At 72.7% G+C, this 13,077-nt stretch carries 12 protein-coding genes; 10 read left to right on the top strand and 2 right to left on the bottom strand.

Annotation, left to right across the window (positions count from 1 at the left end):
• Positions 1-71 precede the first annotated feature (71 nt).
• A complete protein-coding gene (locus tag AC068Z_RS16210; RefSeq protein ID WP_478555605.1) occupies positions 72-1,055 on the top strand; it encodes a DUF3048 domain-containing protein in 984 nt (327 codons plus the stop codon).
• A 26-nt stretch (positions 1,056-1,081) separates the two neighbouring features.
• Here the strand turns inward: AC068Z_RS16210 and AC068Z_RS16205 are convergent, their stop codons facing one another.
• Positions 1,082-1,546, bottom strand: a complete 465-nt coding sequence (locus AC068Z_RS16205) for a MarR family winged helix-turn-helix transcriptional regulator (RefSeq protein WP_478555603.1) — start codon at positions 1,544-1,546, stop codon at positions 1,082-1,084.
• A 197-nt stretch (positions 1,547-1,743) separates the two neighbouring features.
• On the opposite strand from AC068Z_RS16205, the gene AC068Z_RS16200 reads away from it, so the two are divergent.
• The 8 genes from AC068Z_RS16200 to AC068Z_RS16165 all read left to right on the top strand — a co-directional run bounded on the left by AC068Z_RS16200 (position 1,744) and on the right by AC068Z_RS16165 (position 9,042).
• Positions 1,744-2,499 carry a CoA transferase subunit A gene (locus tag AC068Z_RS16200; RefSeq protein WP_478555601.1) on the top strand — a complete coding sequence of 252 codons (756 nt, stop codon included), beginning with the start codon at positions 1,744-1,746 and terminating at the stop codon, positions 2,497-2,499.
• Entirely contained in the window at positions 2,499-3,143 is a 645-nt protein-coding gene (locus tag AC068Z_RS16195) for a CoA transferase subunit B (RefSeq protein ID WP_478555599.1), read from the top strand. Before AC068Z_RS16200 ends, AC068Z_RS16195 begins: the two co-directional genes overlap by 1 nt.
• Positions 3,140-4,342 (top strand): thiolase family protein, encoded by a 1,203-nt coding sequence (locus AC068Z_RS16190; RefSeq protein WP_478555597.1) that lies wholly within the window; start codon positions 3,140-3,142, stop codon positions 4,340-4,342. The genes AC068Z_RS16195 and AC068Z_RS16190 overlap by 4 nt, the downstream gene beginning before the upstream one ends.
• A 40-nt stretch (positions 4,343-4,382) precedes the next feature.
• A complete protein-coding gene (gene pcaH / locus AC068Z_RS16185) occupies positions 4,383-5,156 on the top strand; it encodes a protocatechuate 3,4-dioxygenase subunit beta (protein WP_478555595.1) in 774 nt (257 codons plus the stop codon).
• A gap of 5 nt (positions 5,157-5,161) precedes the next feature.
• The gene (gene pcaG / locus AC068Z_RS16180; RefSeq protein WP_478555593.1) at positions 5,162-5,767 is read left to right on the top strand and encodes a protocatechuate 3,4-dioxygenase subunit alpha; all 606 of its coding nucleotides are present in this window, start codon (positions 5,162-5,164) and stop codon (positions 5,765-5,767) included.
• Positions 5,764-7,071 (top strand): 3-carboxy-cis,cis-muconate cycloisomerase, encoded by a 1,308-nt coding sequence (gene pcaB / locus AC068Z_RS16175; RefSeq protein WP_478555591.1) that lies wholly within the window; start codon positions 5,764-5,766, stop codon positions 7,069-7,071. The genes pcaG and pcaB overlap by 4 nt, the downstream gene beginning before the upstream one ends.
• The gene (gene pcaDC / locus AC068Z_RS16170; RefSeq protein WP_478555589.1) at positions 7,068-8,186 is read left to right on the top strand and encodes a bifunctional 3-oxoadipate enol-lactonase/4-carboxymuconolactone decarboxylase PcaDC; all 1,119 of its coding nucleotides are present in this window, start codon (positions 7,068-7,070) and stop codon (positions 8,184-8,186) included. Before pcaB ends, pcaDC begins: the two co-directional genes overlap by 4 nt.
• Before the next feature lie 64 nt (positions 8,187-8,250).
• Positions 8,251-9,042: an SDR family NAD(P)-dependent oxidoreductase gene (locus tag AC068Z_RS16165; RefSeq protein WP_478555587.1), complete on the top strand. Its 792-nt coding sequence runs from the start codon at positions 8,251-8,253 to the stop codon at positions 9,040-9,042.
• A 66-nt stretch (positions 9,043-9,108) separates the two neighbouring features.
• On the opposite strand, the gene AC068Z_RS16160 is transcribed toward AC068Z_RS16165, so the two are convergent.
• On the bottom strand, positions 9,109-11,793 hold the full coding sequence (locus AC068Z_RS16160) for an ATP-binding protein (protein ID WP_478555585.1): 2,685 nt from the start codon (positions 11,791-11,793) through the stop codon (positions 9,109-9,111).
• A gap of 194 nt (positions 11,794-11,987) precedes the next feature.
• Here AC068Z_RS16160 and AC068Z_RS16155 point away from each other — a divergent pair, with 194 nt between their 5' ends.
• On the top strand, positions 11,988-13,076 hold the full coding sequence (locus AC068Z_RS16155; RefSeq protein WP_478555583.1) for a DUF2510 domain-containing protein: 1,089 nt from the start codon (positions 11,988-11,990) through the stop codon (positions 13,074-13,076).
• Position 13,077 lies beyond the last annotated feature (1 nt).

The following is a 13,077-nucleotide window of genomic DNA, read 5'->3' as shown; positions in this document are numbered from 1 at the left end:
GAGCGGGTATGGCCAGCAATGAACTTATAAGCGCACAATCATGACAACAGAACGGGGTGGCTCCGGTGAGCATGGGACGCAGGACGCGCAGGAGACGCGCCGGGACGACCGCGGCACTGCTGGCCACGGCGATGACGATCTCCCTGGCGGCGGGGTGCGGCACGCCGGACGGCGGCCGGGACGACGGCCGCGGATCCGACGACGAGCGGCGGGGGAGCGTCGGACCCACCCGCGCGGCCGAGGGATCGGTCCTGGCCGTGAAGATCGACAATGTCCGCAAGGCGAAGCCCCAGACGGGCCTGGACTCGGCGGACCTCGTCTACGTCGAACAGGTCGAGGGCGGACTGAGCCGGCTGATGGCGGTGTACGCCAGCGAGCTGCCCGAGGTCATCGGCCCGGTGCGCAGCGCCCGCGAGTCCGACCTGGAGCTGCTGCGCCAGTTCGACGAGCCGACGCTCGCCTTCTCCGGCGCCCAGCGCAAGCTGCTCCCGCTGATCGACAAGGCGCCCCTGAACGCCCAGCCGCCGGGCAGGACCTCCGACGCCTACTTCCGCGGCACCGACAAACCCTCCCCGCACAACCTCTATGTCCGCCCCGACCGGCTGGTCGGCTCCGCCCCCGGCGCCGAGGCCCTGACCACCGGCTTCCGGTTCGGACCCGCGCCCTCCGGCGGTACGGCCGACACCTCGGAGACCGTCGGCTACCCGGCCGCCCGCTTCGACTTCACCTGGTCCGAGAGCCACGGCCGCTGGCTGGTCTCGCAGGACGGCGCTCCCACGGTGATGGCGGACGGCACCCGGGTGGCCCCGGCCACGGTCGTCGTGCAGTACGTGAACATCCGCAGGTCCGACTTCCACGACTCGAACGGCAACTACACGCCGTACACCGAGACCGTGGGCTCGGGGAAGGCGAAGGTGCTGCGCGACGGGCGGGCCTACGACGTCGGCTGGAAGCGCTCGAGCGCGGGGGACGGCACCGAGTTCACCACCTCGGACGGCAGCCCGGTGAACTTCGCGGAGGGCCAGGTGTGGGTGGTGCTGGTGAAGGGCGCCTGAGCCGGAGCCGGTTCAGGACACGCGGCTCAGTTCTGCGCCACGAGGGGTTCCGTCGGATTGCGGAGCCCCTCGGCCGCGTCCGCGACCCGCTGGATGAGGTCGAAGAAGACGGTCTGTTCCTCGGCTGAGAGCGGGGCGAGGAAGATCTGGTTCATCCGGGCCGTGCGCACGGTGAGCTTGCGGTGGGTGCGCACCCCGTCGTCCGTCAGGCGCAGCAGGAAGCGCCGGCCGTCCTGCGGGTCACGGACCTTGTCCAGCAGCCCGCGGCGGCCGAGCCGGCTGATGACCTCCGCGATCGTGGACCGGTCGAGCCCCACCCGCTCCCCCACGGTCCGCTGGTCCAGGCCCGGCTCGGCGACGAGCGCGTTCAGGACGGCGAACTGCGGCGAGGTGATCTCCTCCGAGACCATCGTGTTCCACAACAGGTAGTGCGCCTGCTGCAACCGCCGGGCCAGGTGCCCGGGGTGGGTGGTCAGATCCACCGCGGCCATGTGCGCTCCCGTCATCGAATTCGTCGGTGCACTGAACGATACCCGCCTCGACGAAGACCGTCTGCACCGGCGACCTGCCGTTTTGCGCAGGCCTTGACGCCCAAGCCCCCCGATGGCAGCGTGAGGGACACCCGCTGAAATACTCAGTGCCCTGATTAATTGTGGACCGGGCGCTCGGACGAGATGGGGCTTCACGGATGGACAAGGTGGTCGCCACGGCTGTCGAGGCGGTGGCTGATGTGCCGGACGGCGCGTCGCTGGCGGTGGGTGGTTTCGGGCTGAGCGGTGTGCCGAACGTGCTGATCGGGGCCCTGTACGAGCGGGGCGTGAGCGGCCTGTCGGTGGTGTCCAACAACTGCGGGGCGATGGAGTCCGGGCTGGCGGTGCTGCTCGCGGCCGGGCGGATCGCGCGGGTGACCGGCTCCTACATCGGCGCGAACAAGGAGTTCGCCCGGCAGTACCTGGCCGGGGAGCTGGAGGTGGAGATGATCCCGCAGGGCACGCTCGCCGAACGGCTGCGGGCGGGCGGCGCCGGGATCCCCGCCTTCTACACCCCGGCCGGGGTGGGCACGCAGGTCGCCGAGGGCGGGCTGCCCTGGCGCTACGACGGCTCCGGCGGCGTGGCGCTCGCCTCGCCGGCGAAGGAGGTGCGGGAGTTCGAGGGCACCGAGTACGTGCTGGAGCACGGGATCCGCACCGACTTCGCCCTGGTCCGGGCGGCGAAGGGTGACCGGCACGGGAACCTGGTGTTCAGCAAGTCCTCCCGCAACTTCAACCCGCTCGCGGCGATGGCCGGACGGGTCACGATCGCCGAGGTGGAGGAGCTCGTCGAGCCCGGCGAGATCGACCCGGACGCGGTGCACCTGCCGGGCGTCTTCGTGCAGCGGGTCCTGGCGCTCACGCCGGAGCAGGCGGCGGACAAGAAGATCGAGCAGCGGACGGTGAGCAGCTGATGGCCTGGACGCGGGAAGAGATGGCCGCGCGGGCGGCGCGTGAGCTCGAGGACGGGCAGTACGTCAACCTCGGGATCGGGCTGCCGACGCTGATCCCGAACTACCTCCCGGAGGGTGTGGAGGTGATCCTGGAGTCGGAGAACGGGATCCTCGGCACCGGCCCGTATCCGAGGGACGATCAGGTCGATCCGGATCTGATCAACGCGGGCAAGGAGACGGTCACGGTTCTGCCGGGGGCTTCCTTCTTCGACTCGGCGCTGTCGTTCTCGATGATCCGGGGCGGTCATATCGATGTGGCCGTGCTGGGGGCGATGCAGGTGTCGGCGGGCGGTGATCTGGCGAACTGGGCCATCCCGGGGAAGCTGATCACCGGGATCGGCGGGGCGATGGACCTGGTCCACGGCGCCCGTACGGTCATCGTGGTGATGACCCACACCGCCAAGGACGGCTCGCCGAAGATCCTCACCGAGTGCGCGCTGCCGCTCACGGGCAAGGCGTGCGTGAACCGAGTCATCACCGACCTCGGGGTGATCGATGTGACGCCGGAGGGTCTGGTGCTCGTCGAGACGGCGCCCGGGGTGGGCGTTGACGAGATCGTCGCGAAGACCGACGCGAAACTGACCGTTGCGGAGGATGGGCTGTGAACCCGGTTTACATCGTCGACGCGGTACGGACGCCGATCGGCCGTTACAACGGCGCTCTCGCGAGCGTCCGCCCCGACGACCTCGGCGCCCACGCCCTGCGTGAACTCCTCGCCCGTACGCCGGACTTGGACCCGTCCCGGATCGAGGACGTCTACTTCGGCAACGCCAACGGCGCCGGCGAGGAGAACCGCAACGTCGGCCGCATGGCCGCCCTGCTGGCGGGCCTGCCCACCTCGGTGCCCGGCGTCACCGTCAACCGCCTGTGCGCCTCCGGCCTGGAGGCGGTCATCCAGGCGGCCCGCGCCATCGCGGCCGGGGACGCCCACATCGCCGTAGCGGGCGGTGTGGAGTCCATGACCCGGGCGCCGTACGTGCTGCCCAAGAACGACAAGCCCTTCCCGGCCGCGCACACCGAGCTGTACTCCACCACCCTGGGCTGGCGCATGGTCAACCCGCGGATGCAACCCCAGTGGACCGTCCCGCTCGGCGAGTCCGCCGAACTCATCGCCGACAAGCACAAGATCACGCGGGACCAGCAGGACGAGTTCGCGCTGCGCAGCCACCAGAAGGCGGCCGCGGCCCAGCAGGCGGGCCTGTTCGACGCGGAGCTCGCGCCCGTCCCGGTCCCCCGGCGCAAGGGCGACCCCGTCGTCTTCGGCGCCGACGAATGCGTGCGCCAGGACGCCTCCCTGGAAGCCATGGCCAAGCTGAAGCCGTCGTTCCGCAAGGACGACGGGACCGTGACCGCTGGCAACGCCTCGCCCCTCAACGACGGCGCGGCCGCCCTCCTCCTCGTCGACGAGGAGGGCCTGAAGGCCACCGGCCGTGAACCCCTCGCCCGCGTCTGCGCCACCGGCGTCAACGCCCTGGACCCGCACTACTTCGGCCTCGCCCCCGTCGAAGCCGTCCACCGTGCCCTGACCAAGGCCGGCAAGACCTTCGCCGACCTCGACGTCCTCGAACTCAACGAGGCCTTCGCCGCCCAGGTCCTCGGATGCGTCGCCGAATGGCCCGAGTTCGACCCCGCCGTCCTCAACCCGCAGGGCGGCGCCATCGCCCTCGGCCACCCCCTCGGCGCCTCCGGTGCCCGCCTCGCCGGCACCGTCGCCCACCAACTCGCCCGCAAGGGCAGTGGCATCGGCGTCGCCACCCTCTGCATCGGCGTCGGCCAGGGCCTCGCCCTCGTCCTTGAGCGCTGAGACACCCGTCGAGCGCGAAGAACCCCGAGGAATCCATCCCATGACTCTCACCCAGCACGACATCGACCAGGAGATCGCGGCCGAGCACGCCGCCTACGAGAAGCGCGTCGCCGACGGCGCCCCCGTCGAGCATCACCCGCGCCGCGACTACGCGCCGTACCGCTCCTCCGTTCTGCGCCACCCCAAGCAGCCGCCGGTCGCGATCGACGTCAGCAAGGATCCGGAGCTGGTGGAGCTGCACTCCCCCGCCTTCGGGGAGCGGGACATCACCGAGATCGACAACGACCTGACCCGGCAGCACAACGGCGAGCCGATCGGTGAGCGCATCACCGTCTCCGGGCGCCTGCTCGACCGCGACGGACGTCCGATCCGCGGTCAGCTCGTGGAGATCTGGCAGGCCAACTCGGCCGGCCGGTACGCCCATCAGCGCGAGCAGCACGACGCCCCGCTGGACCCGAACTTCACCGGCGTAGGCCGGACGCTGACCGACGACAGCGGGCAGTACCACTTCACGACGATCCAGCCGGGCCCGTACCCCTGGCGTCAGCACCTCAACGCCTGGCGTCCTGCGCACATCCACTTCTCGGTCTTCGGTACGGCGTTCACGCAGCGGCTGGTGACGCAGATGTACTTCCCGAGCGACCCGCTGTTCCCGTACGACCCGATCATCCAGTCGGTGACGGACGACGCGGCCCGGCAGCGGCTGATCGCGACGTACGACCACAGTCTGTCGGTGCCGGAGTTCTCCATGGGCTACCACTGGGACATCGTGCTCGACGGCCCGAACGCCACCTGGATCGAGGAAGGGCGCTGACCGCCATGACGAAGATCGACACCAGCCGCCCCGAGACCGTGCTGCCGACCCCGTCGCACACCGTCGGCCCCTTCTACGGCCACGCCCTGCCCTTCCCCGGCGGCGGTGACATCGCCCCGGTGGGCCACCCGGACACGATCGCGCTCCGGGGATACGTCCACGACGGCGAGGGCAACCCGCTGCCGGACGCGTTCCTGGAGCTGTGGGGCCCCGACCCGGAGGGCCGGGTGTCCCAGGTCGACGGCTCCATGCGGCGCGACCCCGCCAGCGGCGGCTTCCTGGGCCGCAACGGCGTGGAGTTCACCGGCTGGGGGCGCGTCCAGACCGACGCCAACGGTCACTGGACGGCGCGGACGCTGCGGCCGGGCGCGCGCGGGCAGAGCGCTCCGTACCTCAGCGTGTGTCTCTTCGCGCGGGGGCTGCTCGTGCACCTGTACACGCGGATCTACCTGCCGGGCGACGAGGCCGCCCTCGCCGCGGACCCGCTGCTGTCGCGGGTGGCGCCGGAGCGACGCGCCACGCTGATCGCCGAAGATCAGGGCCAGGGCACCTACCGTTTCGACATCCGCCTTCAGGGCGAAGGCGAGACGGTCTTCCTGGAGTTCCAGTGACTTCTGCCGACAGTCTGCTCGGCCCCGGGTGGGCGTCCTGCGCCGCCGCGTCCGCGACGAGTGACACCGCCTTTCTGCAGGCCCTGCTCGACGCCGAGGCCGCGCTGACCCGGGCCCAGGGCCCGGCCGGTGCCGCGGCGGCGGTGACCGAGGCCGCCGACGCGGGCCGATTCGACCTCGGGTCGATCGCGGCGCGCGCCCGCGCCGGGGGCAACCCCGTCATCCCGCTCGTCGCCGATCTGACGAAGGCGGTGGGCGAGGAGTACGGCCCGTACGTGCACCGGGGCGCGACCAGCCAGGACATCATGGACACCGCCACGATGCTGGTCGCCCACCGCACCCTCGGCCTTCTCCTCGCCGACCTGGACCGCACCGGCTCGGCGCTGGCCCGGCTGGCCGCCGAGCACCGGGACACGGCGATGCCGGGGCGCACGCTCACCCAGCACGCCGTACCGACGACGTTCGGGCTGAAGGCCGCCGGCTGGCGGGCGCTGGTGCTGGACGCGCGGGACCGGGTCAGGCCCGTACGGGAGTCGCTTCCCGTCCAACTCGGCGGCGCGGCCGGGACGTTGGCCGCCTTCACGGCGTACGGCATCGAGGACCCGACCGCGCTGGTCGCGGCCTACGCCCGGGAGGCGGGGCTCGCGGCGCCGACGCTGCCCTGGCACACCCTGCGGACCCCGGTCGCCGATCTGGCCGGGTGCCTGGCGTTCACGGCCGGGGCGCTCGGCAAGGTCGCGGCGGATGTGCTGACGCTGTCCCGGACCGAGATCGCCGAGCTGGCGGAGGGCAGCGGCGGCGGCTCGTCGGCCATGCCGCACAAGGCCAATCCCGTGCGGTCCACGCTCATCGCAGCGGCGGCCCGGCGGGCGCCGCAGCTCGCGGCGACGCTGTACGGCTCACTGGCCGCCGAGGACGAGCGGCCGGCCGGGGCCTGGCACGCCGAGTGGGAACCGCTGCGTGAGCTGCTCCGGCTGACCGGCGGCGCAGCCCGGGACGCGGCCGAACTCGCCGAGGGGCTGCGGGTCGACGCGTCCGCGATGCGGGAACACCTCGATCTCACCCACGGGTTGATCGTCTCGGAGCGGCTGTCCGCCGAGCTGACCCCGCTGCTGGGCCGCGCCCGCGCCAAGGAACTGTTGACAAAGCTGGCCCGGCGCGCCCACGCGGAGGGTCGCTCGCTTGCCGAACTCCTCTCTGCAGAGCCGGAGTTGAAGGACGTAGACCTCTCCGAGCCCACCGACCCCACCCGCTACACCGGCAGCGCCGCTGCCCTCACCGACCGTGCTCTGGAGCGACGTTGACCGACCTACTCCTCAACCACCGTGACGAGGGTTCCGCCTCCGCTCCCCCGCTGCTGCTCGGTCCGTCGCTCGGCACCTCCTACGCCCTGTGGGACGCGGTCGCGCCCGAACTGTCCATCGGGCACCGGGTGGTGCGCTGGGACCTGCCCGGGCACGGCGGCTCGGCGGCGGACCTGATCGGGCCCGGCGCCACCGTCGGCGACCTGGCGGAACTGGTGCTGCGGCTCGCCGACTCGCTCGGCGTCGAGCGGTTCGCCTATGCCGGGGTGTCGCTCGGCGGGGCCGTCGGCCTGCATCTGGCGGTGCACCATCCGGAGCGGGTGTCCTCGCTCGCCGTGATCTGTTCCTCGGCCCACTTCAACGGGGCCAAGCCCTGGGAGGAGCGGGCCGCGCTGGTGCGCGCCGAAGGGCTCGCCGGGCTTGCCGAGGGCGCGAACTCCCGTTGGTTCACGCCCGGGTTCACCGTGCCGCGGCTGGTCCAGGACCATCGGGACGCCGATCCGGAGGCGTACGCGGCCTGCTGTGACGCGCTGGCCGCGTTCGACCTGCGCGACCGGCTCACGGAGATCTCCGCCCCGACGCTGCTGATCGCGGGCCGGGAGGATCCGGCGACACCGCCGGCCCATCTCCGGGAGATCGCCGACGCGGTACCGGGTGCCGCACTCGTGGAGATCCCGGGCGCCTCCCATCTGGCGCCCGCCCAGTGCCCGGAGGCCGTCCTGACCGCCCTGCGCGCCCACCTCGGCGGCTCCGCCCCGCGCGGCATGGAGGTGCGCCGGGAGGTGCTCGGCGACGCGCACGTGGACCGGGCCCAGGCCCGCCAGACCCCCTTCACGGCCCGGTTCCAGGACTTCATCTCCCGCTACGCGTGGGGCGAGATCTGGACCGACCCGACGCTCAGCCGCCGGGAACGCAGCATGATCACACTGACCGCGCTGGTCGCCCATGGCCACTACGAGGAACTGGCGATGCACGTCCGGGCGGCCCGGCGCAACGGGCTCACCCCGGAGGAGATCGGCGCGGTACTCCTCCAGACGGCCGTGTACTGCGGAGTTCCGGCGGCGAACTCGGCGTTCGCGACGGCGCAGCGGGTGCTCGCGGAAGAGGAGGGCTGACCTCGGCGGTCCCGCCCGCACCGACGGCGCGCACCCGTCGCCCCCGCGTGGCTACGGTGGAGGCATGTCCACGATTCTGATCACCGGCGCCACCTCCGGTCTCGGCCGCTACGTCGCCTTCGAGCTGGTCCGCGCCGGGCATGTCGTCCTGGCCCACGGCCGCGACGCCGGGCGCACCGAGCGGCTCGTCGAGGAGCTGCGCGCGGAGGGCGACGCGGAGGGCTTCGTCGCCGACCTCGCCTCGCTGTCGCAGGTGCGTGAGCTGGGCTCCCATGTAGCCACCGCGCATCCGGATCTCGATGTGCTGATCAACAACGCCGGCGTGGGCGGCGGTTCGCGCGGCTCGGGCCGGGAGTCGAGCGCCGACGGGCACGAACTGCGGCTCGCGGTGAACTACTTGGCGCCGGTCGCGCTCACCCGCGCCCTGTTGCCGGTGCTGCGCGCGAACGCTCCCGCCCGGATCGTCAACGTCGGCTCGGTCGGCCAGGAGCCCGTCGACTTCGACGACCCCGGGTTCACACGCGGGTACGAGGGCTTCGCCGCGTACTGCCGCAGCAAGTTCGCGCTCGCCGCGCACACCTTCTCGCTCGCCGAGGAGCTGGCGGGCACCGGGGTCTCGGTGAACGTGCTGCACCCGGCCACCTTCATGGACACCGCGATGGTCCGCGAGGGCGGCGTCACGCCCTGGAGCACCGTCGCCGACGGAGCGCCGGGCGTACTGGCCCTGGCGACCCGGGACTTGGGCAGCGGCGGCTTCTTCGACGGCACGGCCCCGGCCCGGTCGCACGAGGCGACGTACGACCCGGACGTGCGCAAGCGGCTGGCGGCGGTCACGGACCAGCTGCTCGGCGCCTGAGCCGTCGCCGCCGCTCCAGGAAGGCTGCACCTCCCCACCAGTCCAACCCCGCCCATCGACCGCCCTCTAGTCCAACCCCGCCCCGGACGCCAGCAGTTCCTCCGCCTGGGTTGCCAGGCCGTCCGCTCCGCACTTGCGGGCCAAGGTCAGGCCGCGGGTCAGTTCGGCGGTGGAGCGGGACGCGATGCCGTACTCGATGCGGGCCGCCGCGTGTTCGTACTGGCAGGGCGAGGCCTCCAGGAAGGTGACCGCCTGCGCGGCGAGCCGCACCGCGCGCTGGCCGGTCTCCAGGGCGGCGGCGCAGCGCAGGGCCTCGCCGATGGCCGTGTCGGTGCCGAAGCGCTCGGCCCGCCGACGGACGTCGGTGGCGAGCTGGGCGGCCCGCGCCGGGTCCTCGGTCGCGAGGGCCCGGGCCAGGTCGACGGCCCACGGGACCATCACCGGGTTGTGATGGCCCCGGGCGTTCGCCGCCTTCTCGGCCGCCTCCAGTTCGTTGACGGCGTCCTGGGTGCGGCCCACCGCGAGCAGCAGCCTGCCCCGCACGGAGCGCGGGTCGGGCAGCACGATGGTGGACGGGTAGGGCGGGGCGAAGCCGTACTGCTCGGCGACGTCCCAGGCCTCCTGGACATGGCCGCGGGCCAGCAGGGTGTCGACGAGGTTGCAGCTCGCCGACCAGTACAGCGGCAGTCCCCGGCCCACACGCTCGGCGATCCGCAGGGACTCGCGCAGGGAGCTCTCGGCCTCCTTCAGACGGCCGCGCCGGCGGTGGGCGAAGCCGAGGAAGGCGTGCGCCAGGGCGAGGTGGCCGCCGCTCCAGCCGGCCGACTCGTAGGTGCGCAGGGCCTCCGTGAACATGGTCTCGGCGCGGTCGAGCCGGTCGGTGTAGGTGTACGCGCTGGCCAGCATCATCAGGATCTCGACGCCCCACTCGGGGTCGGTCCAGCCGAGTCCGGGCGCGAGGCGGCCGTTGACGAGGGCACGGTCGCACAGCTCGACGACCTCTTCGGCGTTCTCCCCGTGGGCCATGGCGTCGAAGCCGCGCAGGATGAGCAGGGCGCGCTCGGAGTTGTCCCGGCCGGTGCAGGTGCGGGCGAGTGCGGCGAGCCGCTCGGAGCGCTCCGGCGAGCTGGCCTCGCCCGCGTGGATGCCCTCCCACATGTACTGCACGGCCTGCAACCGCAGCCGGGCGGGGCCGGATTCATGCCGGGCGGCCTCCGCCTCGACGGTACGGACCGCCTCCTCCAGCTGGTCGTTGTGCAGCAGCGCCTGGGAGAGCCGGTACACCGCGTCCACCCGCTCGGGGCCGTCGAGTCCGGGCATGGCGAGGGCGCTGCGCAGATGGCTGATGGTGGTGGCCGGTGCGGTCAGCAGGGCGGCACAGCCGAGTTCGTAGAGCACATGGGGGTGAACCTCGGGCAGGGGCGGTTCGCGCAGCGCGCGTTCCAGACAGCGGCGGGCCGCGTCCGGGGCGCCGACGGCGAGGTGCTCGGCGGCGGCCTCGCGCAACTGCCCAACGAGTTCGGCGTCGTCGTCCGGGTGGACCTCCAGCAGGTGGCGGGAGGCGGCCGCGGCGCCGCGCCCGGAGTCGGTGACCACGCGGGCGGCGATGCCGTGCATGGCGGTGCACAGCGCGGGCGGGATGGAGTTGTAGACGGCGGAGGCGATCAGCGGGTGGACGAACTCCAGGTCGCCCTCCTCGACCGGGGCGGCGGCCGGGTCGGGGGCGGTGAGGATACGGGCGTTGCACAGCAGGTCGGCGCAGCGCACGGCGTCCTCGTGGCTCATGGTGGCGAGCCGGGCGACCTGGCCGACGGTGATTCCGGCACCGAGTATGGCGGCGGCCCAGGCGAACCGGGTGGCCTCGATGCCGAGCCCTTCGAGGCGGGCGACGAGTCCGCCGCCGCGGGCGGAGCGGTTCAGGGCGCGCAGTTCGGCCGCGGAGGACTCGACCGGGTCCATCTCGGTGTCCTGCACCTTGGCGAGGAGTTCGACGGTCTCGTAGGGGTTCCCGGCGGTGACGGCCCAGACCTCGCGGCAGAACGCGGCGTCGGCGTGTCCGCCGACGGTGGCGCGGGTGAGGCTCGCGGTGGCGTCCGGGCTCAGTGCGCTGAGGGTGTTGACGGGGCGGCTCGCGGCGGCGGCCACCGCGTCGAGGTGGCGGGCGCTCTCGCCGCGCACGTCACCGGGCCGCCGGGCCACGACGACCAGCACGGACACGTCGTCGAGGCGCTCGGTGAAGGCGGCGAGCCAGCGCAGGGTCTCCTGGTCGGCCCAGTGCGCGTCGTCGATGAGCAGCACCAGCGGCCAGTCGCGCCGCGCCAGCCGGCGTACGGCGGCGACCAGACCGTCGCACACGCCCTGCGGGTCGGCGCGGCGCTCGCCCGGTTCCGTTATGCCGAGGGCGGGGCCGGCGATGTCGTACCAGTCACCGAGGTACTCGCGGGCCTCCTCCGGCAGCAGCGACACCAGCGCGGGCTGGAGCAACTGTCGTACGACGTTGAAGGGGACGGACCGCAGGGTCTCGCCGCCGCGGGCCGACCATACCTGGCAGCCGCGCGCCTCGGCGATGCGCCGGGTCTCGGCCAGCAGGGCGGTCTTGCCGAGGCCCGCCTCGCCGCGGATCACCAACAGGCTGCCCGGGGAGGAACGGTCGGCGGCCAGGGTCTCCACCGCCCGTACGACGGCGGCGACTTCGGCGTCGCGCTCCCACAGGGAAGCCGAGGTGGCCGGCGTGGGCCGTACCTCCGTCATCCCGCTACCTCCCCAAGTCGCCCGAACGACGTACAGGACTTGAGCGTAGTCCTCGAGCAGTCGGCTTGGAGGGCGGTCCGGGCAGCTGTTGCCGTCACGGGTGACAGATCGTTCGGGAAGATGACAGCGCGGGGGTTCAGACCGGTCCGGATCCCTCTCATACGGCTTTCACCGTCGCCTCATACGGTGGACCCATGACGCAGGTGACTCCTCCCGGGTGGTATCCCGACCCGGGGCAGACGAACGACGGTCCGGCCGGCGAGCGCTGGTGGGACGGCAGGGCATGGACGGAGCAGACCCGCCCCGCGGGATCCGCCGCCGCATGGGGTCCGCCGGCGCCTTCGCCGGCCGCCGGGGGACAGCCGGCCCACCCGGCCCACCCGGCCCACCCGGTCGACGCGGGCAACCCGGCTTATCCGCCGAACCAGGGCTATCCGGCTTACTCGGGGTATCAGGGGTATCCGGGGCATTCCGGGTATCCGGGGTATCCGACACCGCCCGACGGCCGACGGCGCGGGTTGCGCACCGGCATAGCCGTGGCGGTGGCTGTCGCGGTTCTCGCGAGCATCGGGGTGGGCGTGTACGTCCTCGCCGACAGCGGGGACTCGGACGGCGGCACCGCCACCGCGCAGCGGACCCCGGGCAGTCAGGGCGGACCGGACGACCAGGGCGGACCGGACGGCCAGGATCCCTTCGAGGACGGCGGTCCGGACGGGCAGCAGTCGCCGTCCCCCGAGGGTTCCGAGGCGCCCCGGATCGAGAGCGGTTCGGTGACCGACTCGATCAGCGGGATCAGCCTGCCGGTGCCGGACGGCTGGTACGGCCAGGAGATCACCGTGGGCGCCTCGGTGACCTCGGAGGACTCGTACAAGTGCCCTGGCGACACCTCCCAGAACTGCACCAAGGGCGGCGCCTACTCGGCGCCCGCGCGGGTGCTGGGAACCTCGGGGGAGACCGCCGAGGCGGTCGCCAAGGCGGACATCGAGAAGAACGCCGAGCAGTCCTACGGCGAGGGGTACGGCGAGATCACCTCGCACGAGGTCCTGGCCTCCAAGGCGGTGACCGTGGCCGGGCAGAAGGGCTATCTGGTCCGCTGGAAGGCGATCACCAGCAAGGGCGCCGACGGTTACGTCGAATCGCTCGCCTTCCCCTCCCCCGCGGACTCCGGGCAGATCGTGGTGGTCCGCTTCGGTGTCGACGTCGGCGAGAAGCAGAGCGTGATCGACGAGATCACCGAGGGGATCGAGGTGGCGTCCGGCGGCGGCAGCGGCCAGGACGTCTGAC

Source organism: Streptomyces sp. NPDC043726 (assembly GCF_056436565.1).
The sequence above is the reverse complement of the archived record's forward strand: the minus strand, read 5'-3'. Positions and strand labels throughout refer to the sequence as shown.